General features: G+C 62.2%; 23 protein-coding genes and 1 pseudogene. 8 read left to right on the top strand and 16 right to left on the bottom strand.

Annotated features, from left to right (window positions below):
• Nucleotides 1-180: 180 nt before the first annotated feature.
• Nucleotides 181-411 carry a hypothetical protein gene (locus Q8P46_08550; protein MDP2620213.1) on the top strand — a complete coding sequence of 77 codons (231 nt, stop codon included), beginning with the start codon at nt 181-183 and terminating at the stop codon, nt 409-411.
• Between the two features lie 109 nt (nt 412-520).
• Here the strand turns inward: Q8P46_08550 and Q8P46_08545 are convergent, their stop codons facing one another.
• The 4 genes from Q8P46_08545 to Q8P46_08530 all read right to left on the bottom strand — a co-directional run bounded on the left by Q8P46_08545 (nt 521) and on the right by Q8P46_08530 (nt 4363).
• A complete protein-coding gene (locus Q8P46_08545; GenBank protein ID MDP2620212.1) occupies nt 521-1030 on the bottom strand; it encodes a PRC-barrel domain-containing protein in 510 nt (169 codons plus the stop codon).
• A gap of 309 nt (nt 1031-1339) precedes the next feature.
• Nucleotides 1340-3175 carry an HWE histidine kinase domain-containing protein gene (locus tag Q8P46_08540; GenBank protein ID MDP2620211.1) on the bottom strand — a complete coding sequence of 612 codons (1836 nt, stop codon included), beginning with the start codon at nt 3173-3175 and terminating at the stop codon, nt 1340-1342.
• 299 nt (nt 3176-3474) lie between these two features.
• The gene (locus Q8P46_08535; GenBank protein MDP2620210.1) at nt 3475-4068 is read right to left on the bottom strand and encodes a sigma-70 family RNA polymerase sigma factor; all 594 of its coding nucleotides are present in this window, start codon (nt 4066-4068) and stop codon (nt 3475-3477) included.
• Between the two features lie 4 nt (nt 4069-4072).
• On the bottom strand, nt 4073-4363 hold the full coding sequence (locus Q8P46_08530) for a NepR family anti-sigma factor (GenBank protein ID MDP2620209.1): 291 nt from the start codon (nt 4361-4363) through the stop codon (nt 4073-4075).
• Between the two features lie 215 nt (nt 4364-4578).
• Here Q8P46_08530 and Q8P46_08525 point away from each other — a divergent pair, with 215 nt between their 5' ends.
• Both Q8P46_08525 and Q8P46_08520 read left to right on the top strand, forming a co-directional pair.
• Entirely contained in the window at nt 4579-5391 is an 813-nt protein-coding gene (locus Q8P46_08525) for a response regulator (protein ID MDP2620208.1), read from the top strand.
• Nucleotides 5392-5406: 15 nt separating this feature from the next.
• On the top strand, nt 5407-5844 hold the full coding sequence (locus Q8P46_08520; GenBank protein ID MDP2620207.1) for a septal ring lytic transglycosylase RlpA family protein: 438 nt from the start codon (nt 5407-5409) through the stop codon (nt 5842-5844).
• Between the two features lie 15 nt (nt 5845-5859).
• On the opposite strand, the gene Q8P46_08515 is transcribed toward Q8P46_08520, so the two are convergent.
• The 3 genes from Q8P46_08515 to Q8P46_08505 all read right to left on the bottom strand — a co-directional run bounded on the left by Q8P46_08515 (nt 5860) and on the right by Q8P46_08505 (nt 7973).
• Nucleotides 5860-5997, bottom strand: a complete 138-nt coding sequence (locus tag Q8P46_08515) for a hypothetical protein (GenBank protein ID MDP2620206.1) — start codon at nt 5995-5997, stop codon at nt 5860-5862.
• 202 nt (nt 5998-6199) lie between these two features.
• Nucleotides 6200-6979, bottom strand: a complete 780-nt coding sequence (locus Q8P46_08510) for a PRC-barrel domain-containing protein (protein ID MDP2620205.1) — start codon at nt 6977-6979, stop codon at nt 6200-6202.
• A 187-nt stretch (nt 6980-7166) separates the two neighbouring features.
• Nucleotides 7167-7973 carry a matrixin family metalloprotease gene (locus tag Q8P46_08505; GenBank protein ID MDP2620204.1) on the bottom strand — a complete coding sequence of 269 codons (807 nt, stop codon included), beginning with the start codon at nt 7971-7973 and terminating at the stop codon, nt 7167-7169.
• A gap of 330 nt (nt 7974-8303) precedes the next feature.
• On the opposite strand from Q8P46_08505, the gene Q8P46_08500 reads away from it, so the two are divergent.
• The 5 genes from Q8P46_08500 to Q8P46_08480 all read left to right on the top strand — a co-directional run bounded on the left by Q8P46_08500 (nt 8304) and on the right by Q8P46_08480 (nt 10719).
• Nucleotides 8304-8474: a DUF1328 family protein gene (locus Q8P46_08500; protein MDP2620203.1), complete on the top strand. Its 171-nt coding sequence runs from the start codon at nt 8304-8306 to the stop codon at nt 8472-8474.
• 181 nt (nt 8475-8655) lie between these two features.
• Nucleotides 8656-8850, top strand: coding sequence for a PLD nuclease N-terminal domain-containing protein (locus tag Q8P46_08495; GenBank protein ID MDP2620202.1), 195 nt, complete (start codon nt 8656-8658; stop codon nt 8848-8850).
• 89 nt (nt 8851-8939) lie between these two features.
• Nucleotides 8940-9389: a hypothetical protein gene (locus Q8P46_08490; protein MDP2620201.1), complete on the top strand. Its 450-nt coding sequence runs from the start codon at nt 8940-8942 to the stop codon at nt 9387-9389.
• A 24-nt stretch (nt 9390-9413) separates the two neighbouring features.
• A complete protein-coding gene (locus Q8P46_08485) occupies nt 9414-9698 on the top strand; it encodes a hypothetical protein (GenBank protein ID MDP2620200.1) in 285 nt (94 codons plus the stop codon).
• Nucleotides 9699-9987: 289 nt separating this feature from the next.
• On the top strand, nt 9988-10719 hold the full coding sequence (locus Q8P46_08480) for a DUF1236 domain-containing protein (protein MDP2620199.1): 732 nt from the start codon (nt 9988-9990) through the stop codon (nt 10717-10719).
• A 446-nt stretch (nt 10720-11165) separates the two neighbouring features.
• Here Q8P46_08480 and Q8P46_08475 read toward each other — a convergent pair whose 3' ends face one another.
• The 9 genes and pseudogenes from Q8P46_08475 to Q8P46_08435 form a co-directional block, all read right to left on the bottom strand.
• Entirely contained in the window at nt 11166-13043 is a 1878-nt protein-coding gene (locus tag Q8P46_08475; GenBank protein ID MDP2620198.1) for an ABC transporter ATP-binding protein, read from the bottom strand.
• 21 nt (nt 13044-13064) lie between these two features.
• Entirely contained in the window at nt 13065-14858 is a 1794-nt protein-coding gene (locus tag Q8P46_08470; GenBank protein MDP2620197.1) for an ABC transporter ATP-binding protein, read from the bottom strand.
• A 537-nt stretch (nt 14859-15395) separates the two neighbouring features.
• Nucleotides 15396-15788, bottom strand: a complete 393-nt coding sequence (locus Q8P46_08465; GenBank protein MDP2620196.1) for a RidA family protein — start codon at nt 15786-15788, stop codon at nt 15396-15398.
• Nucleotide 15789: 1 nt separating this feature from the next.
• Entirely contained in the window at nt 15790-17412 is a 1623-nt protein-coding gene (locus tag Q8P46_08460; protein ID MDP2620195.1) for a benzoate-CoA ligase family protein, read from the bottom strand.
• A 45-nt stretch (nt 17413-17457) separates the two neighbouring features.
• Nucleotides 17458-17925: a MarR family transcriptional regulator gene (locus tag Q8P46_08455; GenBank protein MDP2620194.1), complete on the bottom strand. Its 468-nt coding sequence runs from the start codon at nt 17923-17925 to the stop codon at nt 17458-17460.
• A gap of 4 nt (nt 17926-17929) precedes the next feature.
• Complete coding sequence (locus Q8P46_08450; GenBank protein MDP2620193.1) at nt 17930-20218, bottom strand: bifunctional salicylyl-CoA 5-hydroxylase/oxidoreductase; 2289 nt, start codon at nt 20216-20218, stop codon at nt 17930-17932.
• 181 nt (nt 20219-20399) lie between these two features.
• Nucleotides 20400-21119, bottom strand: a complete 720-nt coding sequence (locus tag Q8P46_08445; protein MDP2620192.1) for an ABC transporter ATP-binding protein — start codon at nt 21117-21119, stop codon at nt 20400-20402.
• Nucleotides 21112-21498 (bottom strand): annotated as a pseudogene (locus tag Q8P46_08440) (ATP-binding cassette domain-containing protein). The gene Q8P46_08445 and the pseudogene Q8P46_08440 overlap by 8 nt, the downstream one beginning before the upstream one ends.
• An 80-nt stretch (nt 21499-21578) precedes the next feature.
• Complete coding sequence (locus Q8P46_08435) at nt 21579-23243, bottom strand: CocE/NonD family hydrolase (GenBank protein ID MDP2620191.1); 1665 nt, start codon at nt 23241-23243, stop codon at nt 21579-21581.
• Nucleotides 23244-23390 lie beyond the last annotated feature (147 nt).

The following is a 23390-nucleotide window of genomic DNA, read 5'->3' as shown; positions in this document are numbered from 1 at the left end:
GCGGCGGAGACTAGAACCTAATTCGGCTTCGCAAAAGCATTCTGTTTCGATCCGGTGGAAGCGCTGCAAAGGCGCCGCAAGCGGCGCCCGCAAGACAGGGTCGGGCGCGGCCGGCGGGCCTTTCCGCCGGAGCCGAGAAGCCTAGAGCGGTTCATGGTTATAGGGAACCATTTGACCGGGATGATTTTGCGCCGTGGCCAGGCGCGGCTCGCCGGGCGATGCGGTGCATCGGTCAAGAGCCGCAACACCGCCACGGCGCAAAAGAACCCGGCCTTCGGTGGGCCAAATCGGCCCACCGGGTTCGTTGCGGCGCTCGCCCGATATCCCGTATCGCGCGTCGCGGCCCGCGCCTGCCCGGATGAACCGACTTGGCCCATCGAATCGATCCCCTATAACCATGAACCGCTCTAGCCACCGCGCCGGCGGTAACAGCAGCAGCACGCCAGCGACTGCAACAAGGAGATGTTGCAGCATGTTAGGAGTCCTTCCCGCCCTGGTCGACGCAATCGACCGGGAACTGTCAATAATGCGGCTCCCGGTCGGGAAAGGGCTGCGTCGTGCGACCCAAATTGGCCTCCGGCAGCATATTGACGGCGTCGGCGGTCAACACCAGCTCGACCCCGTCCTCGTTTTTCTCGTACATCCTGGCGGGAATGCGGACGGTTTTCGTTCCGAGACCGAGGAATTCCGGTATTTCCACATAGAGATGTCGGATTTCCCCGTTTGCGGCGGTGGAGACCTTGACCACGTCACCCACCTCACGGCCGTCGGTGCTGTAGACCCGAAGGCCGACTAGAGTGCTCGGATACACTGGCTGCCCGCCTGTGCCTTCCGCCTGCCCGAGGTCGCCAGTTGCGGCGTGTTGCCGCGGCAGCGGCTGCAGGCTCTTCGGAATGACAATCTGGTCCTCGGAACCCTGGCCCTCGGGAAGGGCAAGCCGGGTGCCAACCACGATCACGGAAATGCCCGCGGCCATCAGGGAGATGGCTGAAATGAATATGATCGATTCACGCATAATCGACTTACGCATGATCTCACCTCCTATCTTGACCGGGCGTCCTCATGACTTTGCAGGTGAGCTCGCGCCCGACTGTGCATTAAAACCCTGTGTCTCGCGGAAGGGTTCCTTCAAATCTTGTGTCAATCCCGAAACCGGATGTGATCCTGACCGAAGGCCATGCTTGCATGTAGTTCTTGTCTCGCCAGGGAACTGGCTCGCGATTTGCTGGTCTAGGGCGGTTCATGGTTATAAGCATCGAGGAATGTCGCGAGGTGGGCGCGCAGCCGTCTCACGGTCCGTCTACAGATCGCGCCGAAACACCTCAGCCGTCTAACATCGCTACTCGCCGAGCGCGGCGGCCGTCGGAAGCGGGCGCTCCTCGACTGGCTGCTGGTCGAGAGAGACCGTGATCGCCACACTCACTCCGTCTTCTCCAAACTCGATCCGGGTCTCCCCGCCGAGATTCTGCCCGATGCCGTGTTCGATGAGATCGGTGCCGAAGCCCGACTTCATCCGTTTCTTGGCGGGAATGTCCACTCCGGTCTCAACCCACTTCAGCGCGAGCTTCCCGCCCCTCACACGCCACGACACGCTCAGGCGCCCGGCGGGTTGTGACAGCGCGCCATATTTGGCGGCGTTGGTGGCCAGCTCGTGCAGGGCCATCGCCAGCATCGACGTACTCTGCGGCGGAAGCAGGACATCCGGTCCATTGATCGTGACTTGGTTCGAGCCTTCGGTCTGGAACGGCTCTAGCTCGCGCCGTACCATGGCATTCAAGTCCGCGCCGGACCATTGCGTGTCGAGCAGGAGCTCGTGTGCCCGGCTCAGTGCACGGAGCCGCTCGCCGAGCACGCCCGCCATCCTGGCCGCCTCCTCGGTCGACGCGTGACGGCCGCTCGCCTGAACGAGGGAGTGAACGATCATGAGCACGTTTCTGACGCGGTGATTGAGTTCGCGGACAAGCAGGGCCTGGCGGTCCTCCGTCCGTCGCCGCTCGGTGACATCGCGGAAGATCAGCACCGCCCCTACCGCCAGATTGCCCGCGCCCATGATAGCGGCGCCACTATCCTCGACGGGGATCTCCGTTTCTTCCCGGGTGATCAGAAGATGAACCGCGTTCTTGACGGTGCTGCGCTCGCGCAGGGCGACGAGCCCGGAACTGTCGACGGGCTCACGGCTGGTCTCGTCGATGGTCTGGAAGACCTCCCAGATCGGCCGTTCAGTCGCATCGTCGCGGCGCCAGCCCGTCAGCTCCTCGGCAACGCCATTCATGATCAGGACCATGCCATTGGCATCCGTGACGATTACGCCATCGGCAATGCTCGCTACTGTCGTCCGCAGCCACTCGCGCTCACCGTGCAGTTGCGTCAGGGCCCGTTGCCGGTCGAAATCCGACCGCGCCAGGGCACTCCCAGTCAACCACACGATAGCGATCAGAAAGATGATGGAGGACACCGACAATAGAGCCGATGAGACGGAACTGTCGTAATAGCCGGCCACCACCCCGCGATGCTGCAGCCAGCCGAGCGCGATCGGCACCAAAATAATCCACGGCAGAAGTGCGCGGATCATCTGCCCGCCCAAGGACCGATCCATCACCGCCGCGGCGATTCCGCGTTCCGGCATTGCGGCGAAGGTGGCGATGGCGATGAGAAGGACCATGACCGCGCCATGCGCCGGTATCGCCGTCAATGGGAAGGGGTAATAGAGTGCCGGCACGCCGTAGATGTAGCCGATGAGAACCAGGAGTGTCTGGACGATGACCGCAGCAAGCATGATGTCGGCCAAGATCGACCAAACACGGCGGCGCCGCGCCAGAAAGAATGCGCCCCCAATCAACACGAACGAAAGCGCCGAGAACGGTGACATGCGACCGGGCGAGGACGTGTATGCCGGGTACGCAAGTTCACGAAAGACGAACTCATCGATTCTGAGATCCCAGCCGACAATGTCCTGGCTCAGCGTCATGCCGCCTCCCAGCATCAATGCCATTCCGAGGAACCGGGGTACGGCGCGCAACGCTTCGCTCGTGAACGCCAGCAGCCCGGCGCCGACAAGGATCAGGCCGATAGCGGAATTCGACTTCATCTCAATGTTGTTGGGTAGGCCCTGTCGCAGCAAGGGCTGATCGAAATACCAGCCCAACAGAACGAGGACGCCGACGGCGATCGCCATCACCGCAACCGCACGCGCAAACAAGATCGATTTGGCGGCAGCGGTCCTGTTGGCCAAAGCTTCGCCGCCCGACGGCCCAACCATACACATCCCCCTTCCATGGTCTTGGGCGCGGCCGACAGCCCCTGAGAACCAGCAATATGGGCCGCTCGCGACATGGGCCTCATGGCGCGGCGCGTGCCCCACCAATCTTATACGCTTCCAGCCGGCATCGACAGCCGTATTGGAAAGGGCAGGCTGATCCTGGTTACCGCCCGCCTAACCCCGCGGCGGGGTGGGTTTGGCGTGACTCGCTGCGATCATGAGTCCACGCTGCGGCGTACTTCTCCCCCGACATCCACTTCAGGATTTGCGGCAGCGTCCTCCATGGGAGCGGCGTCAGATTCGACTGCACTTTGCTCCGACATGTGCAGCAACTGGGCCAATCGCGCCCTTCCGCGATTGACCCTGCTCTTGATCGTCCCGACGGCGCAGCCGCACACCTCGGCCGCCTCCTCGTAGGAAAGGCCCGAGGCGGCCACCAGCATGAGAGCGGTGCGTTGAGCCTCCGGGAGCCGGGTCAAGGCATCGCGAAGATCCTTCAGGTCCATGTGGCCGGGCTGTTCCGGCTGCGTTGCCAATCGGCCACTGAGTTTTCCGTCGATGTCTTCGACTTCGCGTCGGCGTTTCCGCCTCTCCGAAAGAAACGTGTTGCGCAGGATCGTGAAAAGCCAAGCTCGCAAGTTGGTACCTTCCTCGAAGGAATTGAGCTTGTCCCACGCCTTGACCATCGTCTCCTGGACCAGGTCATCGGCTTGTGTCCTGTCACCGCAAAGCGATATGGCGAACCCTCTCAATCTCGGAATTTCGCCAATCAGCGCATCCCGAAGCGATGTTCGGATGGGGGGGCCCATTCGCTTACTTCGGTTTCTTTCCGTTCTCCGCTTCAAGTCTTTCAAGAAGGCGAAGCAGATCGTCCGGGATGGGTTCGTGGGCGATTTCGTCAAACAGGGCCTTCAACCCCTGGCCAATCCGGGCCTGCACCGCCGGTGAAAGGCTCTCGTGCCTGCGGCGGGTCGAGACAGAGTCGCTGTTGGCGGCCAACGGCCTCATTTTTCTCTCTTTCTTCTGCTCCTGGGCCGGATTTCCTTTCCTTGCGTTTTTCACCCGGTCATTGTCGTTGTTTCCACGGTTGGTCAATCTCGTCACCGTTCATCCGACCGCCAAATCACAAAGAAATCGAGCATCCGATTCGGCGAAACCCGAATGTCACTCTTGTCGGGCAATGCTCTTGGCCTATGTTAAACGACTGAACGCCTGCTATTGTTTCATGCGCGGAACCGAAGGCCACAAGTGATGTTATAGGAACCCATCCGGGGCCCCGGTTCCAGTTGATCGTAATTCATGCCAACGGGATCACCAACATGTCCGTATCCGAGACGATAGCAGCGCACTTGCCGTATCTGCGCCGATTTGCGCGAACCCTCTGCGGCAGCCAGGCCAGCGGCGATGCCTATGTCCGGGCGTTCCTGGAAGTGCTTATCGAGGATCCCGCTGCCCTGCCGACCGATCTGGACCCGCGCGTCGCGACCTATAAGACCTTCCTTAGACTATGGAACATGATGGACGTAAACCTCGAAGTCGACCCGCCCGGCGCCCGCAGCTCCGGTCACATCGACCGCAAGCTTGAAAACATTGCGCCGCTGCCGCGGCAAGCATTTCTGCTGCGCTGGGTCGAGGGATTCTCGCAGCAGGAGACCGCACGGATTCTCGGCATCGCCCTTTCAGAGGTGCAGGAATTGATCGACGCGGCTGGGCGAGAGATCGCGGGAGAAGTGGCGACGAGCGTCCTCATCATCGAAGACGAGCCGATCATCGCCATGAATCTTAGCGGTATCGTCGAGTCCCTCGGCCATGGCGTAAGCGCAATCGCGCGCACGCACAGCGAAGCTGTTCGGGCCGCCAAGGACAAAGCGCCGGGCCTTGTCCTCGCCGACATCCAGCTCGCAGACGGGTCATCCGGCATCGACGCGGTGAACGAGCTGCTCGGATCCTACGAGGTTCCGGTCATCTTCGTAACCGCCTACCCGGAACGTCTGTTGACCGGCCAGCGACCGGAGCCCACCTACCTGATCTCCAAGCCCTATGATGCCGACGCGGTCAAGGCCGTCATCAGCCAAGCTCTGTTTTTTGAGAACAAGGCTCATCGTGCCGGTGGTCAGGTCTCGTCCGATTAGGTTGGCCGTCCGGCTTTGACGTCCTTCAAGGTCTTGGTGTCGCTGGTAAATCCAAGCTCAATGAACGGTACGGCTACGATAATCGCCGGAGCGCTGGCGCTGATTTGGTTTTGCAGCCATGACGCGGCGGCGAATTCGAAAATTCAGTGCGGGATGGCGTCTTGGTATGCCCATACGGGCCGAACGGCAAGCGGCGAAAAGGCCGATCCGAACCTGCTGGTGGCGGCGCATCGGACGCTCCCTTTCGGGACCCGTGTGGAGGTGAAGAACCTGCGCAACGGCCGCGCCATTATCGTCCGGATCAACGATCGCGGGCCGTTCATACGAAACCGGGTCATCGACGTGTCGCGCGCGGTCGCCGAAAAGCTTGGCTTCCTGTCTCGCGGCACGACCAAGGTGCGCATCCGTCAGGTAAACAGCGAAGCGGGCGGCGAATCGGCGGCGTGTCCGTAACGATCGCGATCCGCGTCAATTCTTTTCGATGGAAAGATTTGGAATGTCGATCTTGAGTTCGACCCGGTTCTGCCGTTCCTGGTAGTAGAGGTATCCGAGCACGGCCACGGCGACGACAAGGCCGCCCAGAACGAAGTTCTGCCACGGTTTCATCTGTGTCCCCCTGCATTCACTCGGACCTTTGTACAGCCGGCGATGTCTCCGGCAAAGCGGCTTGGCTGCCGCAATTGCGCCGAACCGGGTCCGGCGCGCGAAAAGGGCCCGGTGAGCGCCAGATTTCTGGCACATCGCCGGGCCGATTACTGGTGAGTTGACGAGGTTCCAATACCGGTCAGGGAAACTCATAGCCCTTGCGCTACTGGGTTTGGGTCGGGCTTGGCTCTGGGGATTCGGCTGGCGGCAGACTTGATGCCTCCACCGGCGGCTCTTCGCCGATGTGCACGAAGGCGGGCGCGGCCGCGAGCTCCTCCTGGGTCACGTTAAGGACGATGATCATTTTGCTGTGGTCAGCGTCGTCCTCGGCCTCTGCGGACTGCGGCTCGTTACCGGCCAGCGAGCCTGGGGCCTGACCCGGAACGGCGGGTGGCTCGGTTCCGGCCGGCGGGGCCGTTGACAGGCCGGCGCCCGGCTGCGGAGACGGAGACGGGGCCGGCTCAACGTCCTTTTGCTCCTCGAACTGCAAGGCCGCGAAGTCGACGCCGACATCCTTCCCGCCGATGCCCAGGAAGCCGCCGACACCGATCAGCACCGCCATGATTTGACCCTCCTGATCGAGGATCACGTCGTTGATGCTGCCGAGAGACTGTTGCTCGGTGTTGTACACGGTCCTGCCGATCAGCGAGCTCGCCAGCCAATCCGATTCCTGCTGCGCGGTGACAAACTCGACCGCCTCAGACTCCGCCGGCTGCTGCTCGGCGGCCTGGTCCTGCGGCGCTTGGTCCTGCGGCGCTTGGTCCTGGGGCTGCTTCTCGAGAATCGTATCGGAACCCTGCGGAGCCGTTTCCTGCTGCGGAGCCGTTTCCTGCTGCTTTAAGAGCGGTTCGGTGCCTTGAGGTTGATCGCCGTACTGTTGTGCCAGCGCCGGGGTCACGGCGAGCGCCGCGGCCAGCGCGGTAGACGTGAATAAGCGGTTCATGGTCCTAGACCTCCTTGTTGGTGGATCTTGACAACGTTCCTTCGAACCCTTTCGGGATCGCGTCGCCAAAACGCTCCACGCGGAGGCGTGGTTCCCAAAAAAAGCGATTATTGCGAATTATTGCAGGAGAATTGATCAGGCCGCCCGTGCGTCGGTCCTAAACGGCAGATGCTCCAGTCCTACGCCGCTATTTCAAGCCGGCAGGACGGGGAGCTTCCGACGGCTTGTCATCGCCAAGCGACAATTGCGGCTGCGATCCGGAAACGCGCTGGCTGTGTGCAGCTTCCATATCGGCTTTCTCGGGCGTCTCGGCGATCACCGAAGGCGATGTGGTCCCGTAAAGCACCCCTGCCCCGGCCGCATCGCCGGCCTGGAGGCTTCGAAACGTCTCGCGATACTTAAACGACATCAGCTCTCCCTTGGGGCCGGGATGATCGAGGCCGATCGCATGGCCGATTTCGTGCAGTAGCGTGTAACGCAAATCGTAAATGTCGATATTGCCATCGAAGCCGATCTTCCATGGCCGCTCGGGATTGAGGCAGATCAGCGCCTTGCTGATTGTGCGGGTCCGACCGTCGGAGGCGTCGGCATAGTCCACATTGGTGAAGGCCCAGCCGCGAGGCGCGTCCTGGGCGCCGATAAGAATATCGGCGGCCGTAGGATCCTTTGCGTCGCGAAAGCGGATATTCGCCGCCACCTCCCATTCCGCGAAGGCGGCCCGGAGCTCGGACTGAAAGACCGAGGCAGGGATTTTCGAGGCGGAGAGAAGACGGTCCAGCGGACGCAACGCGCCACAGTTGCGGGCGCCTGGAAAGGACATAGACTGCGGTACAAGGGCATAGCTTACCGTAGCCGCGGTACCGAGATGCGGGTTTCCCCACTTCACAAAGTGGCTTTCGAATTGCAAGAGCTTGTATTGCGAGGCGGCCGATGCCTCCTGGCCCGAAAGCCCGAGAGCAACGGCAAACGCCAGTCCAAGCGCGAATTCCCTCATAGAGCCCCCGCCCACACAGATGGTCACAAATTCGAACCCGTCAGCCGATACGCCCAACTATCACGCATAAGATGAGCTTTCAACCTTTTGAGGAATCAGGATGATCAAGCTTTGCCAAAAATTTCGTTAAGATACAAATATTTTAATATCGCAGATAGCGAACGAATTGCACCGTGAGCATCGCGTGGTGCGCTTTTCACCCGCCGACTACGGTCCAACCCTATGAAATAGAGGAAGAAAAAGCTGGATAGGATCTTTCCGGCCCCGCTGCGGAACCAAGCCGTGCGACACGCGTTTAAGGATGACTGGACACGCTATCGGGAGTGAGACATGTTGGGTTGGGCTTTGACGTTCCTCATCATTGCGCTAATTGCAGCAGCGTTCGGCTTTGCCGGAATTGCCGGAACGTCGGCCTGGATCGCCCAGGTTCTGTTCATGATTTTCCTGATCGCGCTCATCGTGTCGGTGGCCCTGCACCTCGTGCAACGCGCCGCGCGGTGACCTATGGCCCCGGCCGGCGTCCCCCGCCCCCTGCCCCCCCCCGCGCCGGCAGGGGCATTTCCTCGTGTCACGTCCCTTTGGCGGCGACGGAACCACCGGGCGTTGGCTGCGTCGACTTCGAGACGGGATCATGTCCGGCATGCGACGGCGCACCCCGGGAACAAGGAAACGGAGAACCGAAATGGGTTTCGAATATGGTGGTTTGCTTGGATTGATCGTCTTGGTCCTCGATATCTGGGCCGTTATCAACGTCATTCAGAGCCGTGAATCGACCGGTGCGAAGGTACTGTGGAGCTTGCTGATCGTCGTTTTCCCAATCATCGGTTTCATCATTTGGCTGCTCGCAGGGCCGCGCAGCGGCCTCGCGCATGCTTAGAGCCGTTTCAGGTCATGTGGAACCAATTCGATCGGGGGCCGCTTTAGGCGGGTCGGCGGCAAAAGAAGCAAAACGCAAGAAGGTGAACCATGAGCAAGAGAACACAAGCGGGCTCGACGCGTAAGAAACGACCCGAAACCGGCACACCATCCCGTGCGGACAAGCCCGACACGGGCAGCATGGCACAACGAATGGCCGCATGGGGCCGCAACGTCGACGAGCTCAGGGCCCGCGCGCAGCAGACGGGCGACGCCCGGCTGGACCAGCTCTCGCGCGAGCTGGAAAACAGATATCAGGCGGTTCGCGCCGAGTTTGGGGCGCTGGCAACAAAGGCCATGGACAACGCGGAAAAAACGTCGCGCGAGGTTTCGCAGAGCCTGAATGCGACCGCGGAGACGGCCAAGACCGGCAGCAAACGGACATGGACCGACACCAAGGCTGCAAGCGCGGAACTAGGCAGCGGCTTTCGCCGGGCTTGGGAGGAGTTGAGAGATGCCGTCAATCGCGCCAGCAATGAGTTTGACCCGGGTAGGTCCTGAGCCGGCAAAATCGGAGGAAATGCGATGGTTCGCAAACAAATCGATTTCGAAGCCGCCAAGAAGGACCCGTCGAGGGTCTTCGAGCATCCGGCGGACGTGCTGCGCGCGGAAAGCCTGAGTATGAACGAGAAAAGAGACATCTTGCGCGTCTGGGAGGAGGACGCCCGTGAGCTCCAGGTCGCCGCGGAAGAGAATATGGGCGGCGGCGAGCCCGACCGCCTGCAGGACGTACTTGAGGCGAGAGCCGCCCTTGAGCCGTGCCGGCCGGACAGCGGCAGCGCCCATGGCGGCAAGCAGGGTTATCACTAGATCACGATGATTTGGGATCGAATCGATCAAAAATCATAAAACGTGATCGATTCTAATAAGATAGAGCAGGATGCGGGCGGAAAACCGGTTCCCGCTTTTCCTCATCCCTCTCTAGTGGCGCGCTTGGGGTGGCACTGATACGCCGATCGGATCAACCAGCAAGGCCACGATTTCGGCTGACCAGCGCATACAACAGCTAGGCGGCCGGAAAGGCGGCATCCTGGGAACCTATTTTCATCGAGCGCGTTTGATGCGCACGGGGGCTTCGCGTGATTAAAGGAGCACCGAAATGAGAATAATGAAGAACCAAATGGCCGCCGTGGCCCTGCTCGCGGCCCTGGCGGTTCCCAGCGCAGCGGTGGCACAGCAGGCCTATGCCACGATCGACCTCAACATGCGCGCCGGCCCCGGTCCGCAATTTCCCATCGTCTCGGTCATTCGCGCCGAGGAGGGCGTAACCATTTACGGATGCACCGAATCCGGAAGCTGGTGCGACGTAAGCTGGGGACAAGAGCGCGGCTGGGCCTATGCGGAGTATCTCGCCTTTGACGTGGCCGGTAGTCCGGCTGTCGTGACGCAAGTCGCCCCCGACTCGGCTCCATCCGTCGTCACCTACCAAACGACGACCTATTGGGACGAGCATTATCGCGATAGACCCTTCTATTCTGAGCGCCAGCGCTACGTCGCTGTTTCGAATGGCTCGTCGGGCGCAGCCGTCGGCGCGGCCGGCGGCGCGGTGACTGGTGCCGTCGTTGGCGGACCGGTTGGCGCGGTTATCGGCGGTGTCGCCGGTGCCGCCATCGGCGCGAGCATAGACCCGCCGGCCCGGGTGGAGAGCTACGTTGTCAATGAGCCGGTCGAGCCGGTCCTGCTCGAGGGCGAAGTCGTGCTTGGAGCCAGGCTGCCCCAGGTCGTCGCGCTGCAGCCCATTCCCGACTACCAGTATCAATACGCCATCGTGAACGGTCAGCGCGTCCTCGTCGATCCGCGGACGCGCACCGTCGTCCATATTTACAGATAGGCTGGCACGAACAGCGAAAACGATCCGGAAGGCCGTCGTCCAACACGGCGGTCTTCCTGCATTTCGTTACTTTTCTGACGTTTCGGTACGCCAATTGAGGAACAAACGGCCCGGCCCCGCTTCGCCTGACACCTTTCAACCGCAGCAAACCGAAAGGGTCGGAGCCGCTCGCGGGGCATTGTCACGTTAATCGAGAACAGGCCGAATTTGCCGCTCGTCCGTGAGACCAAACAGTTGAAAACGAACATCGCGACCATCAGCGAGTCATCACGATTTCGCTGAAAGCGAATTACGTGACAATGCCAGTAGCAAATCACCCGAATGACGGCCAGAACGTTATCTAGAGCGGTGGCAGCTCAAATTTGGCTACGCTACGCACCTCAGCCGTCCACAGACAAACTTGAACTGCAACCGGGCTTGACGCTCAAGCCGTTTCCGAGAGGGCCCTAAGTCGAGGGTGAGCCGTCGGCGGGCTCGCAGATGCAACCATCCGGAATGTCATCGAACGAGGCGTAGTTCATCGAGTAGAGCCGGTGATAGAGCCCACGCTTCCGCAACAGCTGGCGATGCGTGCCGGTCTCGACGATGCGCCCCTGGTTCAGGACGATGATCCGGTCCGCGCCGCGGATGGTGGCGAGCCGGTGGGCGATGACGATGCCGGTGCGCCCCTTCAGCAAGCGCTTGAGGGCAAGCTGAATCTGGCGTTCCGTATAAGAGTCGATGCTGGCCGTGGCCTCGTCGAGCACCAGGATACTCGTATCGGCGACGAGGGCGCGGGCGAAGCTGATGAGCTGGCGCTGGCCTAGCGAGAGATTGCCGCCGCGCTGCGCCAGCACGGTGTCGTAGCCCCTGGGCAGGTCCCCGATGAAGCCGTGCGCGCCGACGGCCTTGGCCGCCTCGATCACGTCCTCCATAACGGCCTGCTCCTTGCCGTAACGGATGTTCTCGAAGATCGTGCCGGAGAACAGGAAGGGCTCCTGCAGAACCATGCCGACATGCTTGCCCAGCGAATGCTGGGTGATGTCACGGACATCGTGGCCGCCTACCAGGACCTCGCCGTCCCAGACGTCGTAGAAGCGATGGATCAGCGAGGTGATGCTGGTCTTGCCGGATCCGGTCGGCCCGACAATGGCGACAGTCTCGCCCGGTTCCACCCGGAAGCTGATGTCGTTGAGCACCGGCTGGCCCGGAAGATAGCCGAACGTAACATTATTGAACACGATGGAGCCGTCGATCGCCTTGAGCTCGAAGGCATCCGGCTTGTCGCGGATGTCGACCGGCACGTCCATCACTTCGAATATGCGCTGGCCCGATGCCATGGCCTTCTGCATGACGGAGTACTGGATCGTCAGCGAGCGAATCGGGTCAAAGAACCGCTGCACGTAAAAGATGAAGGCAACCATGACGCCGAGATCGAGCGAGCCGCCGAGCACCATTCCGCCGCCAACGACAACGACGATGGCCATGGCGGTGGCGGTGAGCGTGTCGACGATGGGAATCATGATCTGCGAGAATTTCGCCGCCCGCAGGTGGGACCTTAAATTGTCCCGTGCCTTGACTTCGAAACGGTCGAAGTTGACGCGCTCGCGCAGCATTTCCTGCACCGTGCGAACGCCGTTGATGTTCTCGGCCAACGCCCCGTTGACGACAGAGCTGGTCTGACGCGCCCACATGAACGCCTTCTTGGCCATGGGCAGCCAGATCATGCGCACGATCAGCAACGTCAGCACCACCGAAAGGGTCAAGAGCCCCAGCTGCCAGTCGAGCCACAGCAAGACGGTGACGATGCCCAACAGCAGCAGGATGTCGCCGACCGCCGTCACCATCGTGTCGAGGAATTCCTGCAGTGCGCCGACGTCGCCCTGTAGGCGGGACATGAGCCGCCCCACCTGGGTTTTGTCCATAAACGACATCGACAGATGCTGAAGGTGCACGTACATGGCCCGGCGCAGGTCGAACAGGATGCGCTCCGCCGTCTTGCCGACGATGGTCTCCTGCACGTACATGGCGGCAAGGTTGATCGAAATGATCGCAAGGAAGCCGAGCGCGATAAGGTTGAGAAGCCCGCCATCCATGGCGCCCTGGCCCAGCGCCTGGTCGATGGCCGCGCGGATGACAAGCGGGATCGAGAGTTGGGTCAGGGTGAAGGCTATGACGCCGCAAAGCGCGATGGCAAGCTTGGGCCTGTACGGCCACATGAAAGCGAAGAAACGGCGGATGACCCGGCCATCGAACGCGGCGCCGAAAATCTGCTCGTCACTGCCTTCGGTCAGACCGCGTGGAGCACTCGCGGAACTTGCAGCGGATGAAGAGGTATTGGCCATATTGCCTTGTTCCCTTTGCGCTTAAGCGGTCTGGGGCTCGCGCCGGGGGACATCGATATCCGGATCGTTGCCATACGCCACCTGGAGATTGTAGAGCTCCTTGTACCGGCCACCCTGCCTCATGAGCGCCTCGTGGGAGCCGCGCTCGACGATGCGGCCTTTGTCCATGAACAGGATCTCGTCGGCGTGCATGAGCGAGCTCAAGCGGTGAGACACGATGATGGTTGCCCTCTCACTGGTCATTTCCTTGAGCGCCGCACGGATACGGTGTTCCGTCGCCGCGTCGACCGAAGCCGTCGAATCGTCGAACACAATGATGGATGGCGTAAGCAGCATGCTTCGCGCGATCGAGAGCCGCTGGCGCTGCCCGCCGGAAAGAGTGACGCCGCGCTCGCCGATCAGGGTCTCGTAGCCGCGTGGCAGACGGGCGATATATTCGTGCAGTTGCGCGGAATCGGCGGCGTCGACGACGCGTTCCCTTTCCGCGGCCGGGTCGCCGTAAGCGACATTGTTGTCGACCGACGCGGTGAACAGAAATGTGTCCTGCTGCACGACACCGACCGCCTCGCGCAGAGAATCTAGGGTCACGTCGCGGATGTCCTGGCCGTCAATGGCGATCCGTCCGCTGGTGACATCGTAGAAGCGGGGGATCAGGTGGGCGATGGTCGACTTGCCGCTGCCCGGCGGACCGACGATCCCCAGCGCCTTGCCGGGGCGGACTTCGAAAGAAACATTGTGAAGAGCGGGAGTCTCGTCGGCTTCGTCCTGGTAAGCGAAGCCGACATTATCGAACCGAAGCACACCTTCGGTCAGCTTCAGAGGCTTGGCGTCGGGCTTGTCCTTGACCGCCGGTTCCATGTCGAGAATCTCGAAGACACGGCCGCCGGAGACCAGGGCCCGCGCGGTGGAATTCACGATCATGCCGATCTGGCGCACCGGCTGCTGCAGGATCGCCATGAAGGCCAGGAACTCCGCCAGGGTGCCCACGGTGATCGCACCGGCGATGATCTTATGGCCGCCGACCCAGAGCACCAGGCCCATGGCGGCGTAATAGGAAAAGGACATGATCGCGGCATTGCTGTAGCGGATTTGGATACGCCGCATGGCCATGGCAATGGCCTCATCGGAGGCGTAGTCGAACCGCTTAAGCTCGTGGTCCTGGGCCGCGAAGGCACGCACCACGCGGATGCCGCCCAGATTCTCCTCCATGATGCGGGTTACAACCGACAGACGCTCCTGCAGGGCGCGCCAGATGCGCCGCAGCCAGAGGCGCGATATGGCAGCGCGCCAAGCCACGATGGGTACGAAACTGAGCGCCAAAGACCCCAGCAGCAGGTCCGCGCTCATCAGCTTGTACCCGCCATAGCTCAGGAGAACGACGAGGACGATGGTCCTCAGCATCGCCCCGTCGACGAACCGGCGCACACCCTCGATGTCCAGCATGCCACGGGTGATGAGATCGCCCGAATGCACGCGATCGTGGAAGGCAAAGCTCAGGCGCTGCAGCTTCTCGAAATAGGCCAGCCGCAGCTCGTAGCCGATGCTCTGGCCGATGGCCTCGCCCTGATAGTTGTGGAGCATGGTAAAGACGCCGCGCAGCACGCCGGCGCCGAACAGCAACAACCCCGCTGTCCACAGCGCCGCCTTCGCCTCCTCCGGACTTGTCGCCGTCGAGGCCAGCAGGCCTTGGGCATAGTTAACGGCCGATCCGAGATATTGCGGGATCAGCAACTGGAAATAGGCAGCGATTACGGTGCAGACGACCCCGACGGTCATGCGCAGGCGGTGGCGCATGGCCATGCGCAGAATCCGCATCACTGCGTTCACCCCACGGGGCGTCAAGAGCTTGTGTGGCTCCGATTTTGCGCCACCAGCGGGTTTTCCGGTCTTTTTCTGCAATGCCTTTTCGACGACGGTTTTCCTCACACGGGCTTTCCGTTTCAACCCTGACCCGGACCAATCCTGACCGTACACGAGGCGTAACCAGCGTCAACGGATCGTCGTCCGAATTTTGCGCTGCAAGCGCGTCATTTCTCAGGCGCGTTCCGCTGCCTTACGGGGCGGCGATATTTTTCGGTGAGGGTCGGTTCAACCTCTGACTCATCGAAGAGGCCGGGAATAATCCCGCGCCACCCGGATCTGCCGCGCATGGTCACGAAATCACCGTCGGAAAGAGTGGTCCGCTGCAACATATGGCGGGGGACTCCGCCCGCCGCCGCCTCGATGAAGGTGGCCAATAGGTCGCATGCTGGACGATCTCTCGTGGGAAGCGATGACGGTAATAGGATAGGGCGCGCGCAGTCAAACGATATCACGTCCAAGGGCCGATCCGGAGTTGCCGTGACAGCACCGTCATGACAGCACAGCCGTGGCCTCGATCTCCACTTTCGCACCATCCTCGACGAGGCCGGCCACCTGGACCAGGGACATGGCCGGAAAATGGCGCCCGATCACGCGGCGATAGGCTTCACCGACCTCTCGGGTTCGGGTCAAATAATCCTGCTTGTCGGTGACGAACCAGGTCAGACGGACAATGTGCTCCGGCTTCCCGCCCGCTTCCGCCAGGATTGCGACAATGTTGCGGAGCGCCTGTTCGACCTGGCCGACGAATTCGCTGGTCTCAAAAACCTCCTCGCCGTTCCAGCCGACTTGGCCGGCGAGGTAGACGGTACGGCCTTCAGCAACGATACCGTTGGCGTACCCCTTTGCAGCCTTCCAGTCCTTGGGGTGAAGCTGTCGATGCATACTACCTGCTCCTCAGACGAAAGCGCTGGATCTTTCCGGTCTGTGTTTTCGGAAGCACATCGACGAATTTGATCGAGCGCGGATACTTGTAGGGCGCGATGGTTGCCTTGACGTGCTCCTGCAGCCGCTTGACGCGGGCTTCATCGCCCTCGACTCCTTGTGTCAACACGACATGCGCCTCGACGATCTGGCCGCGGTCGGGATCGGGCGCGCCGACAACGGCGCATTCGACGACATCGGGATGGGAGAGAAGGGCCGCTTCCACCTCCGGCCCGGAGATGTTGTAGCCGGACGATATGATCATATCGTCGGTCCTGGCGACGAAATGGAACAGCCCATCCACATCCTGGGTGAAGGCATCGCCGGTCAGGTTCCAGCCGTCCCTGACATAGTCAAGCTGACGCTCGTCGGAAAGGTAGCGACAGCCGGTCGGACCCTTGACCGCAAGCCTGCCGATCTCGCCGCGCGCCGCCTCGTTCATATTGTCGTCGACCACCTTGGCCGAATAGCCGGTCACCGGGCGTCCCGTCGCGCCAGGGTGGGCATCGCCGATCCGGTTGGTGATGAAAATATGCAACATCTCCGTGGAGCCGATTCCGTCGAGGATCGGCGTGCCGGTCTTCTCGACCCATTCGCGATAGATCGGCGCGGGCAGCGTCTCGCCGGCCGAGACCGCGAGGCGAAGCGAAGACAGATCGGCGCCATCGTCCATCGCCCGCATCATGGCGTGATAGGCGGTCGGCGCCGTGAAGCAGATGGTCGCCTTGTAGGTCTCGATGATGTCAATGAGGTTGGCCGGCGAGGCATTTTCGAGCAAAGTCGCCGTTGCGCCGAAGCGCAGCGGGAAGATGGCGAGCCCGCCAAGGCCGAAGGTGAAGGCCAGGGGCGGCGAGCCGACAAAGACGTCTTCCGGCGTCACGCTCAGGACTTCACGGGCATAACCGTCGGCGATGATCAGAAGGTCGCGATGAAAGTGCATCGTCGCCTTGGGCTGTCCGGTCGTACCCGAGGTGAAGCCGAGCAGGGCGACATCGTCGCGTCCGGTTCGAACCGCATCGAATTTCACCGGCTTTTCGAGCGCCACCTGATCGAGCTCGGCGTCATGGTTGGTGGTGCCGTCAAAACAGACGATGCGTTTGAGGAACTTGCTAGTCTCAGCGCTTTTTTCCAGCTCGTCGCTCATTCGCTTGTCGCACAAGGCAAGGCCGATCTCGGCCTTGTCGACGATCTTGATCAGTTCCCGAGCCCGCAACAGCGGCATGGTGTTGACCGCGACCGCTCCGACCTTGGTGACCGCCAGCCAGGCCGCCACCATTGCCGGGTTGTTGCCGGAGCGGATCAGCACCCGGTTTCCCGGTTGGACGCCGAAATGCTCGGCCAGCGCATGGGCTAGGCGATTGCTCCAATCCGACAGCTCTTTATAGGTTCTGCGCCGGCCGTTGCCGATCAGGGCGACACGATCGCCGAACCCCTTCTCGACCATCCGGTCGGTCAGCTCGACCGCTGCGTTGAGACGCTCCGGATATTGGAACTCTGGCCGGTCGAGGATCAGCTCGGGCCATTGGCCGAAGGGCGGCAGATGTTCGCGCGTGAACGTGTCGATATGCGCTGACGGCCCCAACATATGCACCTCCGTGCTCTGCCAGCGTGTTGCAGTTTTGCGTCCCGGTCAATGCCATCCCTGATGGGGCGCGACCTGGCCAACCAGATCAAGCAATTCGTCGGCATCATCTCGTCCAAGGGAGCCAAGCAGTTCGTTGATCCAGTCCTCATGGGCGGCGGCCATTTCGGCGAATTTCTTTCGTCCCCTCTCGGTCAGAGAGACGCGGGTGGCGCGGCGGTCATTTTCGATCGGCACGCGAACGATCAGGCCGTCCAAGACCAGCCGCTCGACGATCCCCGTCACATTGCCGTTCGAGACCATCAACGCGCGCGAAAGGTGCGTCATGGTCAACCCGCCTTCAGAGCGATAGAGCCCGGCCAGCACATCGAAACGGGGCAGGGTGGTACCAAACTCGCACCTCAGGCGCTCGCGGACTTCGGCTTCCAGATAGCGCGTCGTTCGCAGCAACCGTATCCATAGCCGCAGGCGCTGCTTGCTGAGCGGGCGGGAGCCGCCATGGGATTTTCGCTTCATGGTCTCACACGTGCAGGGTCAGGGCCTCTCCCCGTTCCGCCAATCGGCGAAGCTGATCGCGCCCGGCGTAATAGGGCTTTGGCCATTCGGTCCTGACGTCGCGAAGCGCGGTCGCCGCATGAAGCGTCCAATACGGGTTGGCGAGATGGGCGCGCGCCAGGCAGCAGAGGTCGGCGCGGCCTGCCATGAGGATCGAGTTGACGTGATCGGGCTCGTAGATGTTGCCGACCGCCATGGTTGCCATCTTGGCCTCGTTGCGGATCCGGTCGGAAAACGGGGTCTGGAACATCCGCCCGTAAACGGGCTGTGCCCTGATCGAGGTCTGACCGGCGGAAACATCTATGATATCGACGCCGGCCTCGCCAAACATGCGTGCGATCTCGACCGCCTCGACCGGTGTGATGCCCTCCTCGCCGACCCAGTCATTGGCGGAAATGCGCACCGAGATCGGCTTGTCTTCGGGCCAGACCGCGCGGACGGCTTCGAAAACCTCGAGCGGAAACCGCATCCGGTTCTTGAGCGTGCCGCCATATCGGTCCGTGCGCCGATTGGTCAATGGCGTGATGAAGGCCGACAGGAGATAGCCATGGGCGCAATGCAGCTCCACAAGGTCGAATCCGCAGCGCACGGCCATCTGTGCGGAGGCCACGAACTGGTCCCGGACGATCTCCATGTCGGCGCGGCTCATCTCGCGCGGGACCTGATTTGCGTTCGACCAGGGAACCGGCGACGGCCCCATCACCTCCCAATTGCCCTGCTTAAGCGGCGCATCAGCCTCTTCCCAGCCAAGCTGGGTCGAGCCTTTCGGTCCGGAATGGCCGAGCTGGATGGCGATCTTGGCCCCGGTTTCGCGATGGACGAAATCGACGATCCGCGTCCAGGCCGCTTCGTGCTCGGAGGCGTACATCCCGGTGCATCCGGGCGAAATCCGCCCTTGCGGCGAGACGCAGGTCATCTCAGTATAGACGATGCCGGCGCCGCCCTTGGCGCGCTCGCCGTAATGGACGAAGTGCCAATCGGTGGGGCAGCCGTCGACGGCCATATATTGGTCCATGGGCGAGACGACGATCCGGTTGGCCAGCGTCAGCCCGCGAAGACGGAACGGCGCGAACATGGGCGCACGCGGCTTGTCGGAGACCGCGCCGGCCCGCGCCAGGAACCAGCGTTCCGCGTCTTCAAGCCATGCCTTGTCCCTGAGCCTGAGATTCTCGTGGCTGATGCGCTGTGAGCGGGTCAGCAGGGAATAGGTGAACTGGACGGGGTCGAGGCCGAGATAGCGCTCGATATGCTCGAACCAATCGAGCGAATTGCGCGCCGCCGACTGCAGCCGCAGCACTTCCAGACGCCGCTCTTCCTCATAGCGACTGAATGCCGCCTGCAGGGACGGTTCGCTCTGCAGATACTCGGCCAGCGCGATCGCGCTTTCCATGGCCAGCTTGGTGCCGGAGCCGATCGAAAAATGTGCCGTCGCCGCCGCGTCCCCCATCAGCACGATGTTCTCGGTCGACCATTTTTCGCACAGCACGCGGTTGAAATTGAGCCAGGCCGAGCCCCGGAGATGCCGCGCGTTGGTCATCAGGGAATGGCCGCCCAGATAGGCGTTGAAGATCCGCTCGCAGACCTTGATCGACTCCCGCTGGCTCATCTCGCCGAAGCCGAACTTCTGGAACGTCTCCTCGGAGCATTCGACGATGAAGGTCGCGGTGTCGGCTTCGAACTGATAGGCGTGCGCCCAGACCCAGCCATGTTCGGTCTCGACGAAGATGAAGGTGAAGGCGTCATCGAATTTCTGATGCGTGCCGAGCCAAACGAATTTGCAGGCCCGCACATCGATGCTCGGCTTGAAGACCCTTGCGTGCTCGGCGCGGACTTTCGAGTTGATCCCGTCGGCCACGACGATCAGGTCGTAACCCGCATAGTCGCTGCTCGACCCGATTTCGGTCTCGAAGATGAGCTCGACGCCCAGTTCGCGGGCCCGCCGTTGCAGGAGGATGAGCAGTTGCTTGCGGCCAATCCCGCAAAATCCATGGCCGGTCGAAACGGTCCTGGTGCCCCGGTAATAGACGGCGATATCGTCCCAGTAGGCGAAATGGGCGCGAATCGCCCCAGCGCTGTGTGCGTCGTTGGCGGCGAGATTGTCGAGCGTGTCGTCGGACAGGACCACGCCCCAGCCGAACGTGTCGTCTGCCCTGTTGCGTTCGATCACGGTGATCTTGTAGCTCGCATCGCGCAGTTTCATGCTGATCGCGAAATAGAGCCCCGCCGGCCCGCCCCCGAGGCAAACAATGCGCATGTCCGTATCCCGATTGTGGATCGCTGCTCGTAGGATAGGGCAAGCGGACGAAATATTTCAAGCTTAAAAGTTTAAGCTCAAAATAACCTCAAACTCAATCGCGGACCGCCGCCGGGAACGTTCCGGTAGCACTCAGTCGATTGAGTCAATCAAGGTCCATCGCAAACCCAAGATCGGCCGGTCATTCAGCCTCGGTAAGATTGACGCCGATGAGACGATCGAGAAGCTCGGTGTCGCCCAGAAGCCGGGCCGAGGCTCCCTGATGGGTGATTACCCCGCGTTCGATGACAATCGCCTCGTGGGTCAGGCTGAGCGCGATCGCGGCGAGCTGCTCCACCAGGATCAGCGCCATGCTGTCCTCCGCGGCCATCCGGCCAATGGCGCGGGCGAGTTCTTCCACGACGATCGGCGCCAGTCCTTCAAGCGGCTCGTCGAGGAGAAGCAGATCGGGATTGGTCATCAGCGTGCGGGCGATCGCGAGCATCTGCTGCTCGCCCCCCGAAAGATGGTTGCCCTTCTGCTCACGCCGCTCGGCAAGCCGCGGAAAGAGATCGTAGACGCCGGCAAGCGTCCAGCGTCCAGGCCTGGCGGCGACCGTCAAGTTTTCATGGACGGTGAGCGAGGCGAAGACGTCGCGTTCCTGCGGGATCCAGCCAAGGCCGGCGCGGGCGCGCCGGTGCGGGGGGCTCTTGGTGATGTCGCGGCCGCGCAAGGTCACGCTGCCGCGGATGAGCTGGGTATAGCCCATGATGGTGAGAAGCAGGGTCGACTTGCCGACGCCGTTGCGGCCGAGGATCGCAAGACTGCCGCCTTCCGGCACGGCAAGCGAGATGCCGTCGAGCACGACGGCCTCGCCGTAGCCGGCGCGGATCCCGGAAAGCTGGAGCAGGGGCTCAGCCATGCGCCGTCCCCCGATGCGCGCCGACGAGATAGACGTCGCGGACGCGGGCGTCGGCGGCGATTTCTTCGGGCGTGCCTTCCGTCAGGATGCTGCCGCCGACGAGCACGACGATGCGGGTTGCGAAGCGGAAGACAAGGTTCATGTCGTGCTCGATGAAAAGCACCGTGATGTCCTCCGACAGGTTGGCGATGGCGCTAAGAAGCTCGGCGCTCTCGCCGCGGGGAATGCCGGCGGCCGGTTCGTCGAGCAGCAGCACGCTGGGGCGGGTCGCCAGAGCCAGCGCGATCTCCAGAAGCCGCTGCTGGCCGTAGGCGAGCATGTGGGTCTCCCGCGAACAGTCGTCAGCGAGCCGGAGCGAGGCGAGGATGTCGTAGGCTTCTTGCACGGCGGCTTCGTGCGCCGCTAGGCTTCGCCACCATTTGCCGGCCAGCCCGCGTCGGGGCGGTCGCATCGCCGCAGTCAATCCGGGATCACCGGCACGAGCAGATGGGAATCGTATTTTCCGCCCGTGTGGATGACATGCTCGCCTTCATTCAGCAGGTCCTCGTGGCGGGCATAGACGCTCGGCTTCGGGTAATCGTAGATGTCCGAGCCCTGGACGACGAGGCGCAGGCTTTCGCCGGCATCGAACCGGGTCCCCGACGGCCAGATTTCGATCTCCAGCGGCACGATTTCGCCGGGCGCTATCTTCAGCTCGCGCTGGTGCCTGAGCACCGGCTGGAACGGCGTCGAGAGCGCGGGGTCGAGCTCGCGGTGCGAGACGCGAAGCCAGCCGAGCGCCACCGGCCCGTCCTCGAACTGGGCGTAGTAGGCAAAGGGCACGACGGCGCCGCTTGCATCCAGTTTCTGGATTGCGACGAAGAGATCCATGTCGTCGCCCCTGTCGGTCGTGACCCACAGTTTCAGCTTCATGTGGCCGACAAGTTCGGTCGGCTGGTCGAAGGCAATATCGAAGACGGCGCGGCCCGCATGCTCCCCGCGTTTCGTCGCGTCGTAGTCGACACGGCTTTCGGCGCCGACAGCTTCGTGCGTCATCCGCCCCGATCCGGCATCGAGATAGAGGGCCGTATAGTCGCCGCGCGCGATCGGCCATTCGGCCTCGGCGCGAAAGTCGCCGACGTAGTAGCGCCGGCGCACCTCCAGCCGCACGCGCGGCCAGTCGGCGATCTCATTGTCGATCCCTTTCAGGAAATGGTCGAAGAAGACCTGCTGGCGGCGGACGCTTTCAGGGTCATAGTAGTGCGCCCATTTCTTGCGGCCATGCACCTCGAGCCATTTCTGCTCAGATCGGATATGCTTGAATCCCTCGAGCGTGCCGCGCGTGTGCAGCGCCTGGTCAGTCCAGCTCGCCACGACGAAGGCCGGCACGGCGACTTTCGAAAAGTCCGCCGTCTTCGACCTCCAGAAATCGTCGTAGAAGGGGTGCTCCGCCGTTTCCCGGCGCAGATCCTCCACCCGGTTGACGCCATGTCCCCAGCGCCCCGGCAGATACGGCCAGAACGAGGTTTCCGGGATGCCGCCGTGGCGGGCGACCTTGCGGTAGGTGTCGGTCCAGCCCTCCCAGGGATTGATGGCCGCCAGGTGCGGCGGGTTGAGTTCGGCAACCCGCCACTGCGAGGAGGTGAGGTAGGAGACGCCGGAAAGCCCGACCTTGCCGTTCGACCAGGGCTGCGTGCCGGCCCATTCGATGACGTCGTAAAAGTCCTGCGCCTCTTCAGGCGACAGATAGGTGGCATCGCCTTCTGAATACCAAGTGCCGCGCGGATCGACATTGATGACCACATAGTCGCGCCGCACCCAATAGAACGGGTCAGGCGCCTCGAACGCGGTATAGCGCGACAGATGCTCGTCATTGACATCGGCCCTCGGGAAGTTTCGGCTGTAGCGGGTGTGGCCGTGCTTGCCGTACGGTCCCCAGGCGATTATCGGCGGCGCCCGTGACTCGTCCGCCGGCCGATAGATGTCGGCATAGACGGTCACACCGTCGCGCAGCTGGATGGCAACGTCGTTTTCGATCAGAACGCCGTCTTCGACCCTCCTCCGATGGCGCGGCGGGGCGCCGCCTTTTTCCTCCGGGCGCGCCAGCGGAGCGCAGAACAGATAGTGCGGATCATGTTCCCGCATGCCGCGCCTCCCCGTTAGGACCGGCGCCGCAAGATCGGAGGCCGGCCCCTTTTCCGTTGGGGCAGTATTATGCGCGTCGATTGACGCGCTTGAAAGGCTCGGCCCTTTAGAAGCGGCAGCATCCTTCGGTGAAGTCCGCTCGGGCGC

Source organism: Hyphomicrobiales bacterium (assembly GCA_030688605.1).
GTDB lineage: Bacteria > Pseudomonadota > Alphaproteobacteria > Rhizobiales > NORP267 > JAUYJB01.
The sequence above is the reverse complement of the archived record's forward strand: the minus strand, read 5'-3'. Positions and strand labels throughout refer to the sequence as shown.